Annotated in this window: 17 protein-coding genes; 13 read left to right on the top strand and 4 right to left on the bottom strand. The window is 72.8% G+C overall.

Going from position 1 to position 22173, the window contains the following annotated elements; all coding sequences use genetic code 11:
• Positions 1–181: 181 nt before the first annotated feature.
• The 9 genes from ACWERV_RS20375 to ACWERV_RS20335 all read left to right on the top strand — a co-directional run bounded on the left by ACWERV_RS20375 (position 182) and on the right by ACWERV_RS20335 (position 11433).
• Positions 182–1861: an ABC transporter substrate-binding protein gene (locus tag ACWERV_RS20375; protein WP_452934865.1), complete on the top strand. Its 1680-nt coding sequence runs from the start codon at positions 182–184 to the stop codon at positions 1859–1861.
• Positions 1858–2793, top strand: coding sequence for an ABC transporter permease (locus ACWERV_RS20370; RefSeq protein ID WP_452934862.1), 936 nt, complete (start codon positions 1858–1860; stop codon positions 2791–2793). The genes ACWERV_RS20375 and ACWERV_RS20370 overlap by 4 nt, the downstream gene beginning before the upstream one ends.
• A complete protein-coding gene (locus tag ACWERV_RS20365) occupies positions 2790–4016 on the top strand; it encodes an amidohydrolase family protein (RefSeq protein WP_452934860.1) in 1227 nt (408 codons plus the stop codon). Before ACWERV_RS20370 ends, ACWERV_RS20365 begins: the two co-directional genes overlap by 4 nt.
• Positions 4013–4882, top strand: coding sequence for an ABC transporter permease (locus ACWERV_RS20360; protein ID WP_452934857.1), 870 nt, complete (start codon positions 4013–4015; stop codon positions 4880–4882). The genes ACWERV_RS20365 and ACWERV_RS20360 overlap by 4 nt, the downstream gene beginning before the upstream one ends.
• Complete coding sequence (locus ACWERV_RS20355; protein WP_452934854.1) at positions 4875–6746, top strand: dipeptide ABC transporter ATP-binding protein; 1872 nt, start codon at positions 4875–4877, stop codon at positions 6744–6746. The genes ACWERV_RS20360 and ACWERV_RS20355 overlap by 8 nt, the downstream gene beginning before the upstream one ends.
• A gap of 34 nt (positions 6747–6780) precedes the next feature.
• Complete coding sequence (locus tag ACWERV_RS20350) at positions 6781–7818, top strand: LLM class flavin-dependent oxidoreductase (RefSeq protein WP_452934852.1); 1038 nt, start codon at positions 6781–6783, stop codon at positions 7816–7818.
• A gap of 184 nt (positions 7819–8002) precedes the next feature.
• Positions 8003–8770: a 2-oxo acid dehydrogenase subunit E2 gene (locus ACWERV_RS20345; protein ID WP_398190888.1), complete on the top strand. Its 768-nt coding sequence runs from the start codon at positions 8003–8005 to the stop codon at positions 8768–8770.
• Complete coding sequence (locus ACWERV_RS20340) at positions 8767–9858, top strand: alpha/beta hydrolase (RefSeq protein ID WP_452934848.1); 1092 nt, start codon at positions 8767–8769, stop codon at positions 9856–9858. Before ACWERV_RS20345 ends, ACWERV_RS20340 begins: the two co-directional genes overlap by 4 nt.
• A 99-nt stretch (positions 9859–9957) precedes the next feature.
• The gene (locus tag ACWERV_RS20335; protein ID WP_452934844.1) at positions 9958–11433 is read left to right on the top strand and encodes an FAD-dependent monooxygenase; all 1476 of its coding nucleotides are present in this window, start codon (positions 9958–9960) and stop codon (positions 11431–11433) included.
• 28 nt (positions 11434–11461) lie between these two features.
• Here the strand turns inward: ACWERV_RS20335 and ACWERV_RS20330 are convergent, their stop codons facing one another.
• Positions 11462–12085 (bottom strand): TetR/AcrR family transcriptional regulator, encoded by a 624-nt coding sequence (locus ACWERV_RS20330; RefSeq protein WP_398190879.1) that lies wholly within the window; start codon positions 12083–12085, stop codon positions 11462–11464.
• A 126-nt stretch (positions 12086–12211) separates the two neighbouring features.
• Between ACWERV_RS20330 and ACWERV_RS20325 the strand changes: the two genes are divergently transcribed.
• Positions 12212–13702 (top strand): MFS transporter, encoded by a 1491-nt coding sequence (locus tag ACWERV_RS20325; protein WP_452934842.1) that lies wholly within the window; start codon positions 12212–12214, stop codon positions 13700–13702.
• Between the two features lie 170 nt (positions 13703–13872).
• Positions 13873–15342, top strand: a complete 1470-nt coding sequence (locus tag ACWERV_RS20320) for an FAD-dependent monooxygenase (protein WP_452934839.1) — start codon at positions 13873–13875, stop codon at positions 15340–15342.
• A gap of 57 nt (positions 15343–15399) precedes the next feature.
• On the opposite strand, the gene ACWERV_RS20315 is transcribed toward ACWERV_RS20320, so the two are convergent.
• Both ACWERV_RS20315 and ACWERV_RS20310 read right to left on the bottom strand, forming a co-directional pair.
• The gene (locus tag ACWERV_RS20315; protein WP_452934836.1) at positions 15400–16476 is read right to left on the bottom strand and encodes an HTTM domain-containing protein; all 1077 of its coding nucleotides are present in this window, start codon (positions 16474–16476) and stop codon (positions 15400–15402) included.
• The gene (locus ACWERV_RS20310; RefSeq protein ID WP_452934833.1) at positions 16473–17153 is read right to left on the bottom strand and encodes a DUF5819 family protein; all 681 of its coding nucleotides are present in this window, start codon (positions 17151–17153) and stop codon (positions 16473–16475) included. The genes ACWERV_RS20315 and ACWERV_RS20310 overlap by 4 nt, the downstream gene beginning before the upstream one ends.
• Positions 17154–17439: 286 nt before the next feature.
• Between ACWERV_RS20310 and ACWERV_RS20305 the strand changes: the two genes are divergently transcribed.
• Positions 17440–18672, top strand: coding sequence for a cytochrome P450 (locus ACWERV_RS20305; RefSeq protein WP_452934831.1), 1233 nt, complete (start codon positions 17440–17442; stop codon positions 18670–18672).
• Positions 18673–18709: 37 nt separating this feature from the next.
• On the top strand, positions 18710–18898 hold the full coding sequence (locus ACWERV_RS20300; RefSeq protein WP_398190862.1) for a ferredoxin: 189 nt from the start codon (positions 18710–18712) through the stop codon (positions 18896–18898).
• A gap of 89 nt (positions 18899–18987) precedes the next feature.
• On the opposite strand, the gene ACWERV_RS20295 is transcribed toward ACWERV_RS20300, so the two are convergent.
• Positions 18988–21861, bottom strand: a complete 2874-nt coding sequence (locus tag ACWERV_RS20295; RefSeq protein ID WP_452934828.1) for an ATP-binding protein — start codon at positions 21859–21861, stop codon at positions 18988–18990.
• Between the last annotated feature and the right edge of the window lie 312 nt (positions 21862–22173).

The raw sequence follows: 22173 nt of genomic DNA, 5'->3' as shown, positions 1-22173 counted from the left end.
TCGTTCGCGCCCCCGTTCGCGCCTGGCCTGTTAAGGCCCGTTTTAGAGGCCGGGGACAGAGTGCCGCCACGAACCGCCGGCACCGTCGGGACGACCCTGCGGCGCTCTCATCCACCAGCCACGCGCACGAGGAGACGGAACCTTGCGCTATCCCCACACCCCGAGTCCCCACAGCCCGACCGTGCCCACCCGCGCGAGCACGCGCAGACATGGAGGCCGGCACGGCCGGCCGAGATACGCGGCCCTGCTCGCCTCGGCCGTCCTGCTCCTCGCCCCCGCGGCGGCGGCCTGCGGAGGGGGCAGCTCCGGATCGACCAGTTCGTCCGGGACCACCGCCGGCGGCACCCTCAAGTTCGCCCTCGAGACCGAGCCGTCCTGCCTGGATCCGCAGGTCACGCCGCTGGACGTGGCTGCACTGATCGACCGCAACGTCTTCGACTCGCTGGTCGACTTCACGTCCGACGGGACGGTCAAGCCCTGGCTGGCCCAGAGCTGGGAGATCTCCAAGGACCGCACCGCCTACACCTTCCACCTGCGCTCCGGGGTGGTCTTCCAGGACGGCACACCGCTGGACGCCGCCGCCGTCAAGGCGACCCTCGACCACGCCGTCGATCCCAGGACCAAGTCCCAGTACGCCGTCGGCCTGCTCGGCCCGTTCGCCGGCGCGGACGTCGTCGATCCGCACACCGTGCGGATACGCCTGTCCCGCCCGTACACCCCGATCCTCCAGGCCCTCAGCACCGCCTACCTGGGCATCCAGTCGCCCGCCTCGCTCAAGCGGGACGCCGGCGAGATATGCGCCCACCCGATCGGCTCGGGCCCGTTCAGCTTCGCGGACTGGACGAAGAAGCAGCGCGTGGACCTGACCAAGAACCCCGCGTACGCCTGGGGCCCGGCCTCCGCCCAGCACACCGGCGCGGCCCACCTCGACGGCATCAGCTTCCAGTTCATCCAGGAGGACTCCGTCCGCATCGGCGCGCTGACCAGCGGCCAGCTCGACGGCATCGCCGATCTGTCGCCCTCCCGCGCGGCGGGGGTGAGGGCCAACCCGAAGTACCAGGTCGTCAAGACGGACGCGCCCGGCGGCGTGTACACCCTGCACTTCAACAGCAACCGCGGCCCGCTCGCCGACGAGAAGGTCCGTACCGCGCTGCAGCGCTCGATCGACCTCGACCAGCTCGTCTCCAGCGTGTACTTCAAGCAGTACACCCGCGCCTGGAGCGTGCTCGGCCCCAGCACCGTCGGCTACGCCAAGGACCTGGAGAAGAGCTGGACCTACGACCCGGCCGTGGCCAACCAGCTGCTCGACGAGGCCGGCTGGAAGCAGAAGGACTCCGCCGGCTACCGGGTCAAGGACGGCAAGCGGCTCACCCTCGCATGGCCGTTCGCCACCCAACTGCTGCGCGAGCAGCGGGACATCCTCGGTCAGGGCATCGTCGCCGACGCCAAGAAGGTCGGCATCGAGATCGACCGCCAGGGCCTGGACACCGGCAGCTACACCACGCGCGTGATGTCCGCTGACGCCGACATCTGGGACTCCAGCACCATCCGGGCCGAGCCCGACATCCTGCGCACCCTGTTCGCATCGGACCAGGTCCCGACCAAGGGCGGCATGAACGTCCTCCAGGTCTCCGACCCGCAGCTGGACGGATGGCTGAGCAGCGCCGCCGGCGCACCGGCCGGTGAGGCCCGCAACGCCCTGTACGTCAAGGTCCAGGACTACGTGGTCCAGCACGCCCTGGTCATGCCGGTGTACGTCCCCAACTACCTCATCGGGCTCGCCAAGGACGTGACCGGGCTGCGCTCCGACGCCACCGGCTTCCCGCTCTTCTACGACGTGTCGAAGGGGAGGGGTCAGTGACGGGCACGCTGCGGTGGCTGGCCCGCCGGCTGGCGCTGTCCGTGCTGGTGCTGCTCGGCGCCGCCACCCTCGCGTTCGGCGCGCTGCAGCTGGCACCCGGCGACCCGGTCCAGATCGTCCTGGGAGGGACGGCCGCCACCCCGGCGTCCGTCGCCCAGGTCCGGTCCGACCTGGGCCTGGACGACCCGCTGATCGTCCGTTACGGCGACTTCCTCGGTCACCTCGTCCGCGGCGACCTCGGCCACTCCTTCCAGCTCAACGCCGATGTCAGCGATGTCATCCGCGACCAGCTCGGGCCCACCGTCCAGCTGGCCCTGGCCGGCTTCGTCCTCGCTCTCGGTCTCGCGCTGCTGCTGGCCCTGGCCACTGCCGGGCGCCGGCCGTGGCTGCGGGCGCTGTCCTCCACCGGCGAGCTGGTGCTCAGCTCCAGCCCGAGTTTCTGGGTCGGCATCCTGCTCCTGACGCTCTTCTCCTTCCGGTGGCACCTGTTCCCCGCCACCGGCGGGACGGGGCTGGACGGCCTGGTGCTGCCCGCCCTCACCCTGGCGGCCGGCATGGTCGGGCCGTTCGCCCAGGTACTGCGCGAGGGCATGGAGAACGTGCTGCGCGAGCCGTTCGCCCTCAGCGCCATGGCGCGGGGCACCAGCCGTTCGGCGCTGCTGACCCGGCACGCGCTGCGGCACGCGCTCATCCCGCTGGTGACGCTCTCCGGCTGGGCGGTCGGCACCCTGCTCAGCGGCGCGGTCGTGATCGAGACCGTGTTCACCCGGCAGGGCCTGGGCCGGGTCATGGCCACCGCCATCTCCGGCCGGGACCTGCCCATGGTCACCGGCGTGGTCGTCATCTCGGCCCTGGCCTTCGTGCTGATCAACCTCGTCGTCGACCTGCTCTACCGCGTCGTCGATCCCCGACTGAGAGAGGCGCAGCTGTGACAGCCCACATCCTCCACGCGGAGCTGGTGGTGCCCGACCCGGTGGACGAGGCCATCGCCGACGGGGCGGTGCTGGTGGCCGACGGGCGGATCGAGTCCGTGGGGACGTACCAGGAGATCCGCCGCCAGGCCCCGCCGCAGACGCCCGTCCACGACTTCCCCGGGGCGACCGTCCTCCCCGGGCTGATCGACTGCCATGTGCACCTCGCGCTGAGCGGGGAGAGCGACGCGGTGGCCCGGCTGGACGCCTCCGACGACCGCACCCTGCTGCTGGCGATGGCCGGACGCGCCCAGGAGCTGCTGGACAGCGGCGTCACCACGGTGCGCGACCTCGGCGACCGCGGCGGACTGGCGGTGGCGCTGCGCGACGCTGTCGCCCGCGGAGAGCTGCCCGGCCCGCGCGTGCTGGCCGCCTGCGCGCCGGTCACCGTGACCGGCGGGCACTGCTGGTACTTCGGCGGCCAGGCCGACGGGCCGGAGGAGATCCGGGCGGTGGTCCGGCGCAACGTGCAGGCCGGCGCCGACGTCATCAAGGTGATGGCAACAGGTGGCGGCCTCACCCCCGACGGACCCGCCCCGTGGACCGCCCAGTTCACCGAGTCCGAGGTGCGGGTGGCCGTGGCGGAGGCCCGCCGGTTCGGGCGCCAGGTCGCCGCCCACGTGCACGGCACGGCCGGGGTGAAGACCGCCCTCGCCGCCGGGGTCGACACACTGGAGCACTGCTCGTTCATGCCGCCGCCCGGCGCCGTCCGCGGGCCCGACGGGGCCGCCGCCGAGCTGATCAAGCAGATCGCCGCCGACGGCATCGCGGTCTGTCCGACGTTCAGCTCCGTACTCTCCGAGTCCGTCCGGCGCATCGGTGAGAGCGGCGTGCAGCCCTGGCTCGACCTGGTCACGCACCAGTACGAGCAGGGGGTGCGGCTGCTGGCCGGGACGGACGCCGGCATCCCCGGCGCCGGATTCGGCCGCTACGTCGACGGCCTGGAGTGGTTCGCGCGCGCCGGCCTCGACAACACCGCCGTCCTGGCCGCCGCTACCTCCTCCGCCGCCGACGCCCTGGGCATAGGCCACCGGACGGGACGGCTGCGGGCCGGTCTGGAAGCCGACCTGCTGGTCGTCGAGGGCGATCCCCGCACCGAACTCGCCGCGCTGCGCCGCGGCCTGCTGGTCCTGGCCCGGGGCCGCGCCCACCGTCCCCGCCCGCAGTTCGGAGGCCCGGCATGAGCGCCCTGACCGCAATCCGCACCCGCGGACAGGTCCGCAGCCGGGTCACCGGGCGCCGCCCGCCCGTCACCGTAATCGTCGCCTGGGCCGTACTGGCGCTGCTGGCGGTGGCCGTGCTCTGGCCCGGCCTGCTGGCCCACCAGGCCCCGGACGCCGTCCAGCCGCTGGACGCGCTGAAGGGCCCGAGCAAGGCGCATCTGCTCGGCACCGACGAACTGGGCCAGGATCTCTACAGCCGGATCGTCCACGGCGCCCGTCCCTCACTGGCCGTCGGCCTGGGCGCCACCGGCATCGCGGTCGTCGCCGGCACGCTGCTCGGGGTGCTGTCCGCCGCCGGCGGCCGGGTGGTGGACGAGATCGTGATGCGGGTGACCGACATCCTGCTGGCCTTCCCCGGCCTGCTCCTGGCACTGCTGGTGGTCGCCATGCTCGGCCCCGGCACCCGGAACGCCGTCCTGGCGATCGGCTGCTCCCTGACCCCCGGCTTCACCCGGCTCGCCCGCGGCCAGGCCCTGGTCATCCGGGACTCCGGATACGTCCAGGCAGCCACCGTGCTGGGCCGCCGCCGGGCCTGGATCTACCTGCGCCATCTGCTGCCCAACGCCGTTCCGCCGCTGCTGGTGTTCGCGACGGTCGGTGTCGGCACCGCCATCATCGCCGGATCGTCGCTGAGCTTCCTCGGACTCGGGCCGAAGCCGCCGAGTCCCGAGTGGGGCGCGATGCTCTCGCAGAACCGGGACCTCCTGGACATCGCCTGGGCCCCGGCGGTCCTGCCGGGCGTGGCCGTCACCGTCACGGTGCTCACCATCAACGTCGTCGGCCGGGATCTGCGCCGGCGCTTCGAAGGGCGGAGTCCCGGTGCCTGACACTGACACCCCCGTCCCGCTGGTCGCCGTCGAGGGGCTGCGGGTCACCTTCCCGGGACCGCACGGCCCGACCGTGGCCGTGCACGACCTCGGCTTCAGCCTGCACGCCGGCGAATGCCTCGCCATCGTCGGGGAGTCGGGCTCCGGGAAGAGCGTCACCGCACGGGCTCTGCTCGGCCTGGTCGGCCCGACCGCCACCGTCACCGCGGACCGGCTGGAGCTGGGCGACACCGACCTGCGGGCGCTGCCCGAGCGTGAGTGGCGGAGTGTGCGCGGCGGGCGGATCGGCTTGGTGCTGCAGGACGCGCTGGTCTCGCTCGACCCGCTGCGGCGGGTCGGCCACGAGGTCGCCGAGACGCTGCGCAACCACCGGCCGGCACCGCGGCGGCAGCTGTGGGACAGCGCGGTGGCGCTGCTGGAGGAGGTCGGGCTGCCCGAAGCGCCCCGCCGGGCCCGGCAGTACTCCCACCAGCTCTCCGGCGGCCAGCGCCAGCGTGCGCTGATCGCCTCCGCGCTGGCCGCCGGCCCGGAGGTGCTCATCGCCGACGAGCCGACCACCGCGCTGGACGTCACCGTCCAGGCCCGCATCCTGGACCTGCTGGCAGCCCGGAAGCGCGCCGGCACCGCGGTCCTGCTGATCAGCCACGACCTCGCGGTGGTCGCGCGGCTGGCGGACCGGGTGATGGTGGTGCACGCCGGCCGGGTGGTCGAGGAGGGCCCCACCGGCGAGGTGCTGCGCTCCCCGGCGCACCCGTACACCCGTCGGCTGCTCGCGGCGGTCCCCGCGGGCGACACCCGCGGCCACCGGCTGGCGGGACCCGCACGCACGGAGCCGGCGGCCCCGGACACCGCCGGACCGCGGGGCGCCGGGGGCTGCCACTACGCGCCGCTGTGCCCGCTGGCCACCGACCTCTGCCGTACCGAGCCGCCCGCACCGGTCGCGGCCGGACCCGGCCACACCGCCCGCTGCCTGCGCCTGGACGCGCCCTGGACACCGCCGCCGACCGTGCGCCGGGCCCCGGCGCAGGCAGCCGGCACACCGGTGCTGGAGGTGTCGGAGCTGGCGAAGTCCTTCCGGACGACCGGCCGCGGCCGCCACACCGCCGTACGGGACGTCTCGTTCGTCCTGCACGAGGGGGAGACCCTCGGCCTGGTCGGCGAGTCCGGCTCGGGGAAGACCAGCGTGGCGCGCATCGTCATGGGCCTGCTGGCCCCCGACCACGGCGAGGTACGGCTGCTCGGCGAGCCGTGGTCCGGCCGCCCGGAGGGGGCGCGCCGCGAGCGGCGGGGCCGGATCCAGCTCGTGCAGCAGGACCCGCTCGGTTCCTTCGACCCGCGCTGGACGGTGCGGCGGATCGTCGCCGAGGCGCTGCCGTCCCGGGACGGCGGCCAAGCCACCGGACTGCTCGAACTGGTCGGGCTCGACCCCCTCCTGATCGACCGCCGTCCGCTCGAACTCTCCGGCGGGCAGCGCCAGCGGGTCGCCATCGCCAGGGCCCTAGCCCCCGGGCCCAAGGTCCTGGTGTGCGACGAGCCGGTGTCGGCGCTCGACGTGTCCGTGCAGGCCCAGATCCTCGACCTGTTCGGGGACCTGCGAGAACGCCTCGGCCTGTCGCTGCTCTTCATCTCGCACGACCTCGGGGTGGTCAACCACCTCAGCGACCGCGTCCTGGTCATGCGCGACGGCGAGCTGGTGGAGAGCGGCCCGGTCGACGAGGTCTTCCACCGGCCGTCCCACGCGTACACCAAGGCGCTGCTCTCCGCCCTGCCCAGGGCGGAGGACGCCTGGAACCCCCTGCCGGCCCCCACTGCCGCCCCCGGTCCGGACGGCCGGCGGCCACCGCTGTCCCTGCCCGCGCAATGACCCACACCCAAGACCCGAACGAACGGAACCCGGCGTGCCTGACACCTCCTTCCTGCTCTCCGTCCTCGACATCGCCCCGGTGCCGTCCGGCTCGACGCCCGTGGACGCGATCCGCAACTCCCTCGACCTGGCCAAGCACACCGACCGCCTCGGCTACCACCGCTACTGGGTGGCCGAGCACCACAACAGCGCGGGGGAGGCGAGCTCGGCGCCCGCCGTCCTGGTCGGGCAGATAGCCTCCGCGACATCGTCGATCAGGGTCGGCGCCGGCGGCGTGATGCTGCCCAACCACTCCTCCCTGGTGGTCGCCGAGCAGTTCGGCCTGCTGGAAGCCCTGCACCCCGGGCGGATCGACCTCGGTATCGGCCGGGCCCCCGTCGACCCGCTGACCGCGCAGGCGCTGGAACGCCCCTCCGGCGCCCACAACGGAACGCTCTTCCCGCGCCAGCTGACCGACCTCATGTCCTACTTCGGCGGCCTCGACAGCGCCGGCCCGGTCAGCGCGGTGCCGGCCTCCGCCGACAACCACCCGCCGCTGTGGATCCTCGGCAGCAGCCCGTCCAGCGCCCAGCTCGCCGCCGCCCTCGGCCTGCCGTACGCGTTCGCCGCCCACCTCAACGGCGACGCGTGTATTCCCTCGCTGGAGCTGTACCGCGAACAGTTCCAGCCCTCCGCCGTGCTGGAGCGCCCGTACTCGCTCGTCACCTCGATGCTGGTGGCCGCGGACACCGATGCCGAGGCCGAGCGGCTGTGGTCCACCCTGGGGCTGGCCGCGATCACCATGCGCAAGGGCTACGTCGGCCCGTACGCCAGCCCGGAGGAGGCCGCCGGGTACCCGTACACCGACGCCGAGCGCGAGTTCCTGGCCTCCCGTCTGGCCCGCCACCTGGTGGGCGGCCCGGAGACCCTGCGCCGCAAGACCGAGGACTTCATGGCCCGGACCGGCGCCGACGAGCTGATGGCGTTCAGCCTCATCCACGACCACACCGCCCGCAAGCGCTCGTACGAGATCCTCGCCGGCGTCTTCGGCCTCACCGGCACCTTTCAGCCCCTGCTCTCGCAGGTGGGCTGACCCGCTGCCCCGGCCGGGCGCAGCAGCGACTGCTAAGCCCGGCTTTAGGGGTGGGGCCGACCGTGAGCGGGAGGGCGGACGACGGGGCGGATGCCCACGCGCCGCCGCACGCCCCGCACGGACAGAGCCACGACGCTCAGGAAGGAACGACAGTGGACGTCATCGCTCGTACGGCGGTCCCGAGGTGACGGGCGCCCAGGTCCCGCGGCAGCGGCGGCACACGCTGTACTTCCTGGAGGAGATCCGCCCCTTCTCGCCGGTGTTCCTCGACACCGAGGTGGACATGGGACGGGTGCTCGGTCACCGGGCGGAGGAGACCGGGCGGCGCCACTCGGTGATCGCCTACGTGCTGCACACCGCAGGCCGGGTGATGGTGCGCCACCCGCAGGCCAATGTCGCCGTCGGCGGCGGGGTGCTCCCGAAGGTCGCGGCCAGCCCCGGGGCGCACGGCAAGATCACCCTGGACAGGACCTGGAGCGGGCAGCGGGTCGTGCTCTCCGCGGTGCTGCCCGACCTCGACCGGTCGGATCTCGACGAGATCCAGGACAAACTGGAGCACTACCGCGACTCCGACCCCGAGCGGCTGCCCCAGTACGCGGGCCTGCCGCTGCTGCACAAGCTGCCCCGCCCGATCGCGCAGGCCGCCTTCCGGCGGGCGGTGCGCCCGCTGGGCAAGCGCGCCCAGCGGATGGGCACCTTCTCGGTGACCTCCCTCGGCCACCGGGCCGTGGACGGCTTCCACTCGGTGGGCGGCACCCCGGTCACCCTGGGCGTGGGCCGGATCGCCGACCGCCCGGTGGTGCGCGGCGGTGAGCTGGCCGTCGCACCGGTCATGCGGCTGAGCCTCGCCTTCGACCACCGCGTCATCGACGGCGCCGAGGCGGCCGACATCCTCACCGAGACCAAGGAGGACCTGGAGTCCTTCAAGGCCGCCCCCGGAGGCACCGCATGAACGACGTCACCGAGCTCAAGCAGTTCGTCGTGGTGCACGCCAAGGCGCAGAACATCCCCGCCGAGCGCTACGAGCGGGTCCTGGCGCAGATCACCTCCGACGGGGACGGCCCCGGCTCATGGGTCCACGAGTGGTCCCGCGACGGCGACGAGCTGGAACTCGAGGGCAAGCTGCCGGAGGCGATCCGCAGCTACGCGATGGCACGCTTCCCGTACGTCGACGGTCCGCCCCGGCAGCGCGCCCTCGACCGCTGCGCCGAGCTGTTCGAACGCTGGCGGCGCACCCAGCCGGGTATCGAGCGGGTCGACGTGCAACTGCCCGGCGGTGACGTCGGCGCCTGGGCCGCCGGTCTGTCCGACACCGAGCCGAGGCCGCTGCTGCTGGTCTGCGGAGGGATCGTCAGCATCAAGGAGCAGTGGGCCCCGCTGCTGGCGCTGGCCGACCGGCTCGGCATGGCGATGGTGGTCACCGAGGTCCCCGGCACGGGCACGAACACCCTTCGCTACGACGCCGAGAGCTGGCGGATGCTGCCCGCGCTGCTGGACGCCCTCGCCGGCCGCGCCAAGGTCGAGGAGACCTACGCGGTGGCGCTGAGCTTCAGCGGTCACCTCGCGCTGCGCGCCGCGGGACACGACCCGCGGCTGCGCGGGCTGGTGCTGGCGGGCGCGCCGGTCCAGGACTTCTTCACCGACGCCGACTGGCAGCGCGCGCTGCCCCGGATCACCGTCGACACCCTCGCGCACCTGACCGGGGTGCCCGCCGGGGAACTCGGGACCGAGCTGGCCGGCTGGGTGCTCAAGGACGAGGAACTCGCCGCGCTCGACGTCCCGGTGGCGTGCACGGTGAGCCTGCGCGACGAGATCATCCCGGCTGGCGACGTCGAGCGGCTGCGCGCCAACCTGCCCTCCCTGCGGCTGCACACCTACGACGACGTCCACGCCTCGCCCCGGCACGTGGCGGAGACCCGGCTGTGGAACGTGCGGGCGGTGCTGCGCATGCGCGGCGGCTACGGAGTGCCGCACGCGCTCCTGGACGTCCTGCTCACCCTCATGGGGGCCCGTCGCCGCCTCCTCGGCCCGCCCCGCTGAGGCCGCCCCGACACCGGACCGCCCCGACACCGGACCGTTCCGGCGCCGGTGGCCCGGAGCCGTCCGCGACCCGTCAGCGAACATCAGAGGAGTCCCACCATGAGTCGTACGGTCGTCATCGCCGGCGCAGGCCCCACCGGCCTGATGCTGGCCTGTGAGCTGCGCCTGCACGGGGTCGAGGTCGTCGTCCTCGACCGGCTCGCCGAGGCGCCGGAGTGGTCGCGAGCCCAGACGCTCCAGGCCCGTTCGCTGGAGACCTTCCGCCAGCGCGGCCTGGACTGGTTCGACGAGTACGGCCAGGCCCGTACCTACAACTTCGGCCTGCTGGAGCTGAAGGACATCATCGACCCGGCGCTGGTCGCCAAGCGCGTCCCGCAGCGGGACATCGAGGTGCGCCTGGAGCAGCACGCGCTCAAGCTCGGCGCGGACGTGCGGCGGGTCCACGAGGTGGTCGGCATGACCCAGGACGAGGACGGGGTCACCGTCGAGGTGCGCACCGAGGAGGACGCGTACCGGCTGCGGGGCGCGTACCTGGTCGGCGCCGACGGCGGCTCCAGCACGGTGCGCAAGCTCGCCGGCATCGGCTTCCCGGGCACCGGCTCCAGCGTCAACGGCATCACCGGCGACGTCCGGCTGATCGACCCGGACCGCAACGTCCACATGCCCGAACTCACCCAGGGCGGGCTGTTCGCGCAGATCCCGATGGAGCCGGGCGTGCACCGGCTCACCACGATGGAGTTCGACGTCGTCCCGCCCGGCCGCGACCTGCCGGTCGCGCCCGCGGAGTTCGAGGAGGCGGTCAAGCGTGTCATCGGCATCGACGTGCGGATCGGCGAGCGGCACCTGCTGTCGCGCTTCGGCAGTGCGACCCGGCTGGCCGACACCTACCGCGCCGGCCGGGTGTTCCTCGCCGGGGACTCGGCGCACATCCATCTGCCGTTCGGCGGGCAGGGGCTGAACACCGGCGTGCAGGACGCGGTCAACCTGGGGTGGAAGCTCGCGGCGGCCGTCCAGGGCTGGGCCCCGCCCGGCCTGCTGGACACCTACCACGCCGAGCGCCATCCGGTCGGCGCCCGGCTCACGCTCAACACCCAGGCCCAGGAGGCCCTGCTGCACCCGCTGGACGACGTCCTGCCGCTGCGGGAGCTGTTCACCGGCCTGCTGCAGTTCGAGGAGGTCCGGGAGTACCTGGTGGAGGTGCTGACGGCGCTGGGCATCCGCTACCCGGTGCCGGACGGCACGCCGCCGCACCCGCTGCTCGGGCGCCGGGTGCCGCACGTGGACCTGGAGACCCCGGACGGCCCCTCCACCGTCCCGCACACCCTGCAGGCGGCGCGCGGTGTGGTCCTGGACACCTCGGGCCGGGGCCTGGCGGGCGGCACCGCCGCGCCGTGGGCGGACCGGGTGGACGCGGTCGAGGCCCGGCCCGCCGACGGCCTGCCCGCGGGGGTGCTCCTGGTGCGGCCGGACGGGTACGCGGCCTTCGTCGACCCGGAGGGCACGGACGGCCCCGGACTGCGCGCCGCCCTCGGGTACTGGTTCGGCGAGGCTCGGCCGCGGCCGGCCGAGGACTGAGCCGCCCCGGCCGGTCCGCGGCGCCCGGTCAGCTCCTGACCAGCGGCATCAGCACGTCGTCGACCAGCGAGACGACGTACTCGTCGGGGATCGGCGCGCCGTCGGTGACGACCCGCCCGACGAGCATGGAGGGCCCGATGCCCACCATCGTCGCGGTGATCGCCCCGGGCCGGACCTCTCCCTGGGCGGCACCCCGGTCGAGCGCCTGCATCAGCATCTCGCGGCAGGGCTGGATGACGCAGTCGCGCACGGTGCGGGCGCACCCGCCCTCGACATCGGCCGCGGCGGCCGGCAGCACGGCGCCGTGGGCGGAGTTGAGGGCGGTCTGCATGCAGCGCAGCAGCATCAGGATGTCGTCGCGCACGTTGCTCTCGGTCGGCAGCTCGCCGGGGATCGGCAGCACGTTGCGCAGCGCGTCCAGGACGAGTGTCTCCTTGCTGTCCCAGCGGCGGTACAGGCCCGCCTTGCCGGTGCGCGCACGGCTGGCGACGCCGTCCATCGTCAGCCTGCCGTACCCGACGTTCCGTAGCTCCTCGAAGACCGCCTCGAAGATCGCCTTCTCCAGCACGGCGCCCCGGCGTCTGGTTCCGGCGTGCCCGGAGTCCTTCGCGGCACGCGCGAGTTGCGAATCCCGGTCGACCACTGCGCTCATCACGTCCTCCTGGTTCGGGGCGGGCCGGAATCTGTTGCGAAGGTATTCCGGCACCCCTATAGTGAACATCACTGTTCCTTAAATGGTCCACTGATGCTCTTGCATCATCACTCCGCGGAGACACCCATGTCGACTTCGTCGGCCCCCCAAGCCAAGACCTCCGGAACGCCACCCGTCCACGGCGACGAAGCCAGGAACACGGGCACGATCACCCTGCTGGTCATCCTGGCCTGTCAGCTGATGGTCATCGTCGACGCGACGATCGTGAACGTGGCCCTGCCCTCGCTCCAGAAGAGCCTCGACTTCTCCAGCACCAACCTTGCCTGGGTCATCAACGCCTACACCCTCGCCTTCGGCGGCCTGCTGCTGCTCGGCGGCCGGGCCGGCGACATCCTCGGGCGGCGCCGGGTCTTCATCGCCGGTATCATCCTGTTCACCGCGGCCTCGCTGGCCGCCGGTCTCGCGGGCAACGAGGCCGTCCTGATCACCGCGCGCGCCGTGCAGGGCGTCGGTGCCGCCGTCGCCGCCCCGAGCACGCTCGCCCTGATCGTCACCAATTTCCAGGACGCCGCGCGCACCAAGGCCATCAGCATCTACTCCACGGTCTCCGGCGCGGGCGCGGCCATCGGCCTCATCCTCGGCGGCGTGCTGACGGACCTGGCCTCCTGGCGCTGGGTGTTCTTCGTGAACGTCCCGGTCGGCATCGCGATCGTGGTGCTCGCCCCCCGCTTCATCAAGGAGCCTCCGCGCCACCCGGGCCGCTTCGACCTGCCCGGCGCGGCCACGTCGACCACGGGCCTGGTCTCGCTGGTCTACGCCTTCATCCGGGTCTCCACCGACGGCTGGAGCGACGGCACCGCACTCCTGTGCTTCGCCGCCGCGGTGCTGCTCCTGGCCTCGTTCGTCTTCATCGAGACGCGCGCCGAGCAGTCGCTGCTGCCCCTGAAACTGCTCAACGTCCGCAACCGGAGCGCGGGCTACAGCAACATGCTGCTGCTGTCGGCGGCCATGTTCGGGATGTTCTACTTCCTGACCCTGTTCCTCCAGGACGTGCTCGACCTCAACCCGATGGAGACCGGCTTCGCCTTCCTGCCGCTGGCGCTCGGCCTCTTCTTCACCGCCCGCTTCGTGCCGAAGCTGCTGCCGAAGTTCGGCCCCAAGATGCTGATGCTGACCGGCAACCTGCTGATCACCGGCGGTGTCATCTGGGGCTTCCAGATCGACGAGAACAGCTCCTACGCGGCCGGCGTGTTCGGACCGCTGCTGCTCTTCGGCATCGGCGCGGGCCTCAGCTTCGTGCCGCTGAACATCACCATCCTGGCCGGCGTACCGCCGCAGGACTCCGGTGCCGCGGCGGGTCTCCTCCAGTCGATGCAGCAGATCGGCGGTTCGCTCGGCATCGCGATCCTGATCACCAGGTTCGGGTCCGCCACCCGTGACGCCACCAGGGACGCCGGCGCCCAGGCCCTGGCGAAGGCCGACCACATCCTCTCCGAGGGCATCTCCAGCGCCCTCACGCTCGGCACGGTCTTCAGCGCGGCCGCCGCACTGGTCACCTTCCTGGTGATCCGGACGCCGAAGCCCGCACCGAAGGACACGGCTCCGAGCAAGGGCTGACCGCAGGTCGCCCACGCACCGCCGCATCCGAAGCCGGCCGGGCCTTCCCCTTCCCCGGGGGGAGGGCCCGGCCACCTCCGGTTGCGGCGGTCAGCGCTTAAGGGGTCGTTAAGCGCCCGAGACCAGGATCGACACGACGGTAGAAACCTGTGTCGAATCGAGGAAACGGTATGAGCCAGCCCGTCCTGATCGCCGGAGGCGGGCCGACCGGCCTGCTGCTCGCCGCCGAACTCGCGCTCGCCGGCGTCGAGTCGGTCGTCCTGGAGAAGCGCACCGAACGTATCGAGGCGTCCGCCGGCATGGCTCTCCACGGACGGTCGCTGGAGATCCTCGAACAGCGCGGCATCCGCGACCGCATCCCCGCCGACACCATCTTCACCTGGCCCCGCACCCCCTTCGCCTTCATCTGGCTGGACGTCGACGCCGTGGACCCCCGCGAGCACACCTTCGCCCACCCCCAGTGGCGCACCGAACTGCTGCTGGAGGAGCGGGCCCGCGAGCTGGGCGTCGACATCCGCACCGGCCACGAGGTCGTCGGCTTCACCCAGGACGCCGACGGCGTACGGGTACGGGTGAGCACCCCGCAGGGCGAGCAGGAGATCACCGGCTCCTACCTGATCGGCTGCGACGGCCCGTCCAGCACCGTGCGCGAGCTGGCCGGGATCGGCTTCTCCGGCGCGGGCAAGACCTACCGGGGCGTCCTCGGCGACGTGGAGCTGGCCTCCGACTCGCACGAGGCGTTCAGCGGCGGCCTGACCGACGAGGGAGTCTTCGGCGCCCTGCCACTGCGGCCGGGCGTGCTGCGGCTGATGACCATCGAGTTCGACGTCGAGCCGCCCGCCGACGACGTCCCGGTCACCGAGGACGAGCTGCGCGAGTCCGTCGAGCGCGTCACCGGCAAGGCCCCCGACATCCGGCGCACCGACTTCCTCGCCCGCTACGGCGGCCGCACCCGGCTGGCCGACACCTACCGCGACGGCCGTGTGCTGCTCGCCGGTGACGCCGCCCACGTGCTCTTCATCTCCGGCACCCAGGGCCTCAACGCCTCCCTGCACGACGCGGTCAATCTCGGCTGGAAGCTCGCCGCCGAGATCAACGGCTGGGCGCCCGCCGGACTGCTCGACAGCTACGAGGCCGAGCGCCGCCCGGTCGGCCAGCAGGTCGCCCAGCACGCCCGCGCCGCGATGGCGCTGATGCACCCGCTGCGCCTCGCCGCGCCGCTGCGCACCATGTTCGAGGAGATCACCGGCTTCACCGCGGTCAACGACTACCTGCTCAAGCTGCCCACCGCCACCGGCTACCCGATCCCCCGCCCGGACGGCGCCCCCGCCGCCCACCCGCTGCTCGGCCAGCCCGTCCCCAGCGCCGCCCTGACCGGGTCCGGCCACGCCACTCTCGCCGAGCCGCTGCGCAGCGGCCGCGGCGTCCTGCTGGACCTCTCGGGCGGCGCCGCGGACCTCTCGGCGGCCGCCGGCTGGTCGGCCCGGGTCGACGTGGTCACCGCCGAGGCGGCCGAGGGCATCGAGGTCCCGGCCCTGCTGATCCGCCCGGACGGCCATGTCGCGTGGGCCGACAGCGCCGAGGGCGACCCGGCCGGGCTGCGCCACGCCCTGGAGCTCTGGTTCGGCGCCGCGGCCTGAGCCGCCGCCCCCACCCCCTCCCCGCGCCCGGCAGCCGCCTGCCGGGCGCGGGGGTTTTCACACCACCGGGTCGGCTTTTCGCGCCGGTACGACGGCGGGGGCCGGGGTACGGCGGCGTGCGCCGGGCCTCGCGCGGGACGCGGCACGGCCGACGGCCTGCCAGAAGGACTCGGGCAGGAAGACCGCGTCGCCGGTGACGACCACCGCCGAGAACCACGGCAGGCCGAGCACCACCGCGATGCCCAAATGCATGGCCAGCAGGCCCGCCAGGAAGACGTACTTCAGCTTCCGGTGGAACACCGTGAACACGAAGCCGATCTGGACGAAGACGGTGAAGTAGGCGATCACGGCCATGGCGAGGCTGTGGCCCGCCATCCAGTCCGACAGCCCCGGCCAGGGCCGGAAGCCCTGGATGTGCAGCACGTAGTACATCGCCGTACCGTCCTGCCACGTCTTCCCCTGGACCTTGTACATGCCCGAAGCGCCGTAGAGCAGGCACATCTGGAAGCCGATGACGAGGACGGCGCAGTTGTGCACGAGGACGACGAGGCGTCGGCGGACCTCGGCCGGCTCGCCGGTCCGCGCCGGCGGGCACCGGTGCCCGCCGGGCCAGGACAGCAGGCGGGCCGGCCGGCTGACGGCGTGCCGGGCGGCGAGGAAGGCGTCGACGGACCAGAGCCGCCCGCACGCGGTGAAGACCAGGTAGACCGACAGCAGCATGAGCAGGACGTCGCTGGGGTCGACCACGAAGATGTTCCGCCCGTGGACGGCGGTCACCGTGACCATGAACAGCGCCGACGTCAGCCGGGTGCGGTAGCCCGCGGTGAAGGCGACCGTGACGAGGACGGCCAGCGCGTAGGAGATCTCGAACCAGGCGCTGTTCCCCGTCGCGGCCAGCGTGTACCAGTGCTTCGTCCAGCCCCACCAGGGCGTGGCGTCGGCGTAGCCGCGGTCGATCGAGGGCGACCACGCCGCGTGCGGGCCCCACAGGTGACGGCGGGCCGGCAGTTCGCGCAGCAGGAACGCCAGGTAGAGCAGTCCCAGGCCGATCCGCAGGGCGGCGGTGCCGTGCAGCGCGAACGGGCGGGTGGTCACAGCGGCGAACCAGCGCGCGGGAGCGTCCAGCGGCGTCATCGGGACACCTCCGTCCCGGCGGGAACGGTCCACCAGGGGAACGTCCTCGACGTGGCGGCGGGCTTCCTGCCACCGGGAGGTGTGTCGGGCTGTGTGGTGACCTGGATCTCGACCGCCGAGTACGGCCCAGGCACCCTCCCGGACAGCCGGCCGACCACCAGGTTGACCAGGTACTTCTGCAGCAGCTCTGTTTCGGCCGCGCCGCCGTTCGCGTTCCGCACCGTCGTCAGGTTCTGGGCGTACGCGAACCACGCGTAGCCGAGTTCGTACTGCCCCTCACGGGACGGCCACGGGTGGTGCAGCATCCCGGAGCCGTAGTCCTCCTTGCTCAGGTCGATCCACGGGCTGACCGTGCCGGAGGTGGTGCGGGCGCGGGCCTGGACGCGGACGTTGACCATGAGCGGGTCGGGTGCGAACAGCCGCCAGTTCTGCTGGAACCACGGCTGGCTCCAGCGCTGGAGCCCGGAGTCGAACCTCTTCGAGACGGTGTTGGGGGGCGCCGCCCCCAGGAACAGCACGGCCAGCTGGACGGCCGTGACGAGGCCCACGACCGACGCGCCGACCCCCAGGAGCACGGCCGCCCGGCGCGACAGGACCGGCGGACCGGCCGGCGGCGGATCGGAATCCGTACCACTGGAGCAGGTGTGCGCTGCGAGATCGTTGCTGAGACCGGACATGCGATGTCCCCCGTTCCTGCCGACTGATGCGTCAACGGACCACGCAACGGCGGGTGGACATCGCTGAAAGAAACGATGTCGCCGCGTCGGCCCGTCCGCCGGGGGGCCATGGTTCACGAGAGCGCTTAAGACGCGCTTGCCCGCGATTGAACTCCGCCGGGCCCGGCTTTAGGGCTCGGCAAGGCGACCGTTAGTCCCGAGGCCGAGCCTGATCAGGACATCTCGCCGACCACGGGTCGTCGGCCCACGGCAACGGCGAAGCACCGACCTTTGAGGGGTTTCGACAATGACGGTCGTCGAGGGCGCGGGCGGAGGCGCCGGGCAGGCACCCGCCACGGCGGAGGAACGTGCTCGCCACTGGAGCCTGTACCAGCCGTGGCTGCAGGACCCGGTCGAGTACTGGGACGAACTGCGGGAGCTCGGTCCGGTCATCCGCTCCGAGGAGAGCGGCGGGTTCTGGATACTCACCCGCTACGAGGACATCGAGTGGGCGGCCCGCAACCCGGAGATCTTCTCCAGCTCCGAGCTGGTCATCCCGCACCGCCAGCTGTTCCCGGTGAAGCAGATCCCGATCCAGCTCGACGGCGAGGAGCACCGCCAGTGGCGGCGCACCCTCTCCAACCTGTTCGACCCCCGGGTGGTGAACCACTTCACCCCGCAGCTGCGCCAGGCCGCCGCCGACGCCATCGAGCCGCTCGTCGCCGAGGGGCGCACCGAGTTCATCGAGGGCTTCGCCACCGTGCTGCCCGCCGAGGCGTTCCTGATCAACTTCGGCATCGGCCGCGAGCACCTCAAACCGCTGCTGGACCACAAGCACTGGCTGCGTCACGTGGGGATCCCCAACGCCCGCACCGACGAGGACCTGCGGCAGGCCAACCAGCCGCTGTGGCAGTTCTTCAGCGACGCCGTCGACCGCCGGCGGGCGGAGGGCAGCGAGGGCCGCGAGGACGTCATCAGCAAACTGCTGGAGGCCGAGTACGACGGCCGCCGGCCCACCCAGGACGAGATGGTCAACGCGCTGTTCGTGTCCATGCTCGCGAGCCTGGACACGACCACCTCGGCGCTCGGACTGATCTTCCTCTACCTGGCCGAGCACCCGGACGTCCAGGATGTCGTCCGCACCAGCCCCGAGCGCATCCCGACCATCGTCGAGGAACTGCTGCGCCGCTCCCCGGTCTCGTCGACCGGCCGGGTCGTCACGCAGGACGTCGAGCGGCACGGAGTGACGATGCGCAAGGGCGACCGGGTGCTCCTGTCCTGGGGCATGTCCGGGCTCGACCCGCAGGTCTTCAAATGCCCGCACCAGACCGACTTCGCACGCGACTCCACGCGCCAGCTGGCTTTCGGCATCGGCCCGCACCGCTGCCTGGGCATGCACGTGGCGCGCCGCATCCTGCAGATCGCCATCGAGGAGTGGCACAGCCGCATCCCGAGCTACCGGCTCACCCCGGGCAGCACGCCGGTGCACCACTACTCGCCGGCCCGCGGCGTCCACAACCTCGACCTCACGTTCGGGTGAACCGCCCGGCCGTCCCGGCACCTTGGGGAGTCAGCAGATGAGAGCCAGCGTCGACAGCAAACGCTGCCAGGGCCACTCGATGTGCATCGTCCTGGCACCCGACGTGTACGTCGTCACCGAGGAGGGCTTCAACGAGCAGGGCGACTTCGACGTCGTCCCGGAGCAGGAGGACCAGGCCCGGCGCGGCGCCGGCGCGTGCCCCGAACGTGCCATCACCCTCGCGTAGTCCGGGCCGGAGGATCCGACGGCGGCGGGGTGCACCCGGGCCGGCCCCGGATGCACCCCGCCGCCGTCGTGCGCCGCGGACCCCGGACGTCAGATCCTGCTCGCCACCAGGCGTACGAGCGCGCTGCGCGAGGTGATGTTGAGCTTGCGGTAGATGCGGTTCAGGTGCACGTCGACCGTACGGGGGCTCAGGTGCAGCCGCTCCGCGACCTCGCGGCTGCGCAGGCCGGTCCCCGCCAGTGTCGCGACCTCGCGTTCCCGGTCGGTCAGGACCGACATGAGCACCTGGTCCTGGGCCGCCGGGTACTCCGGCGCCGGAGCGTGCGGCCGGACCGGCGGGGTCACCGGTAAGCGGGGTACGCCGGCGGTGGCCGGGTCGACCGCGCGGCCGGTGATCGCCTCGGCGGTCGCCCGAAGCCTCTCGGCCCGCCAGGGTGCGTCCGAACTCTCCAGACAGGCCGCCGCGTTGGTCAGCGCCCAGGCACGGGCCCAGATCGCCTCACCGGACTCCAGCAGCCGGGCCGCCTCCTCGTAGAGGACCGCCGCCCGCTCGCTGCTGCCGTTCTGCCGGGCCCGGTGGGCCTCGGCGGTCAGCGCGAACGCTTTGGTCTGCGCCAGCCCCGAGACGGTCGTGTCGGCCGCCTGCATGGCCCACACGGAGGCCGGGCGGCCGCTGAAGGCCGAGGCGCCCGCGAGCAGTTCGAGGGCGCGCGGACGTACCGACGGCGGCAGTTGCGGCAGTGTCGGGTCCGCCGCGAGCAGGCCGAGCAGGTCCAGCCCGAGGTTGTGGTCCCCCGCGAGCTGCGCCGCCTCGGCGAGCCACAGCCGGGCCAGCGGGCTCCAGTGCCCGCCCTGCTCGAAGCGCGGGGCGCGGGTGGCGAGGTGCTCGCCGGCCAGGCCGGCCAGCACCTCGCTGACCGAGACCACGATTCTGGCCAGCCCGCCCTCCAGGCCCGCCGCGGCGGCTGCGGACTCGGCGGCGGCCGCGCTCGCGCGGGCTTCGTCGAGCCGGGCCAGCGCGATCTGGCTGAACGCCAGCCCGAGCAGGAAGACCGGCCGCAGGTAGCCCTGGCCGGTGGCGCGCAACGCGGCCTCACCGCGCGTCAGATGCCGTTCGGCCGAGGCCGGGCGGCCGACGATCAGCTGGCTCCAGCCGAGCGCGGCCAGCTGTTCGGGGTGGCTCATCCGGCTGGTGACCAGTGGTCCGACGGCCGTCGAGGCAAGTTCGGTCGCCGCGGCGGCCCGCTCCTGGCCGGCGGTCAGCGCCGCGTGCAGGGCGTCCATGGCGTAAGCCGCCGCCACGTCGGCGGGGTCGGCCGTCCGGGAGGCCAGCCGCAGCGCCTCGTCGACCGCCTCGCGGGCCGGCGGACGCCCGGCCAGCAGGTCGATGAACCCCTGGAGCAGCAGGACGGAGACGCCGCCGTCGGCCGGCGCGTGCCGCCGGCCGGCCGACCCGCCGCTGTCGAGTATCGACCGTGCCTCCACGTAGTGGCCGAGCGCCGCCCCGATGCGGGCGCCCAGGTCGACGGCGGCGCCGAGCACGCCGGTCGGGCTGACCCGCTCCACGTCGAACAGATCGCGCAGGACGTCGTGGCTCTCGTTGAGAGCGCCCGTCGACGCCAGCGCGGCGGCCAGAGCCAGCAGGGCCTCGCCGCGCTCGTGGCCGGGCGGCAGACCCTGGAGCGCGAGCCGCAGCCAGCGCACGGCGGCCGCCGGCTCGGCTGCGAGCACCTGCTGCGCGCCGCGCAGCAGGACCGCGGCCTCCTCCGGCAGCGGCTGGGTGCCGAAGTGCTCGATGTCCCTGGCCACCTCGTGGTCCGGGGCGCCGATACGCATCCGGGCCTCGGCGGACCGCCGGTGCGCCTTGGTCCGCGAGCAGGGGGCCAGCTCCTCGTACACCGCGCGCTGGAGCAGCGGATGACGGAACGTCAGGCCCGCCGCGTCCACCGCTGCACGCAGCAGGTCCCGTGCGTCGAGCGTGTCGAGGATCTGGCAGACCCGCAGGTCGTCCAGGCCGGCCACCTGTGCCACCACCCGGCTGTCGACGGGACTGCCGACGACCGCGGCGCTCTGGAGGACGAGCAGTTCCTCCGGGGTGAGCGGACCGGTCTCGGCGAGCAGCCGGGTGGCGAGTTCGTCGGGTACGGCCCGCATGGGGATCGGTTCGGTGCCTCCGGACCCCGCGGTCAGGCCGGACCGGGCCGCGGCGCGGGCGAGCGGGTTGAGGTAGAGGGGGACACCGTGGCTCTCGCGGTGCAGCCGGCGCAGCAGCGGTGCGTCGGGCGCCATGCCGACCATCGCGGCCGACTCCCGCAGGGTCAGCGGTGCGAGCTCGATTCGCCGGACCGTGCGGTGTTCCACGCCCTGGGCGAGCGCGCCGCGCAGCCGCTGGGCGGCCTGCCGGGGGCGCTGGGCGATCACCAGGTAGAGCGGGATGGTGATGCGCTGGCGCAGGAGGTAGTCGACGACCTCCAGCGTCTCCGGGTCGGCCCAGTGCACGTCGTCCATGATCAGCAGCAGGCCGTCGTCCTGGGACCAGTCGCGCAGCAGGGCGTTCATGGCCCGCAGGAACGCGCAGCGCTGGTCGGTGCCGGTGCCGGTGGCCTCCGTGCCGCTAAAGGGGCCGGAGGCCAGGATGCGCACGAGGGCCGCCGGGTCGACGGCCGAGGGCGTCCCGGAACCGCCCAGCGGGTTGGTGAGGGCGTCGGCGATGCCCTGGTACGGCGTCGCCGACTGGTACTCGGCTCCACAGGTCCTGAGCACTCTGATGCCCCGTCGCTGCGCCTCCTCGGCGAGGGCGGTCAGGAGCCAGGTCTTCCCGGAGCCGGGGTCGCCCCGGAGCTCTGCGATGGTTCCCGCACCGGTGGCGATGACGTCGAGGCCGGCGAGGAGTGCCTGGAGGGTGGGGGGGCGGACTTCGGATGGCTGCCGCGCGAAGTCCGCAGAACGCACATGTGCCGACACGACTTCCGATTCTCCTCTGAAACGGCGGATATGTCCGGAATTGCAATAGTCGGGGCGGGCGGGATCGACGGATGGTTCTTATCTTATTAGTCCACTTACGCGGGTCACCTCGGTTTGCCGCGGGTGGTTACGCGGAATTAATTATTCCGCTTGTGTTCGACATGCTGGGGAGGGTGGTGCTGTATAATGTTCGGCCGAAGCAGGTAACCCTTCTTTCCGGCCTTTCTCACGGCGTATTCGTGAGCTCGCCACGTCTTCGCAGCCTGAACCCGAATTCTCCGCGCCCGGCCCCGTGCGGCCGGGCCCGCGCGG

Source organism: Streptomyces sp. NPDC004031 (genome assembly GCF_053604375.1).
This window is presented reverse-complemented; position numbering and strand designations above follow the sequence as displayed.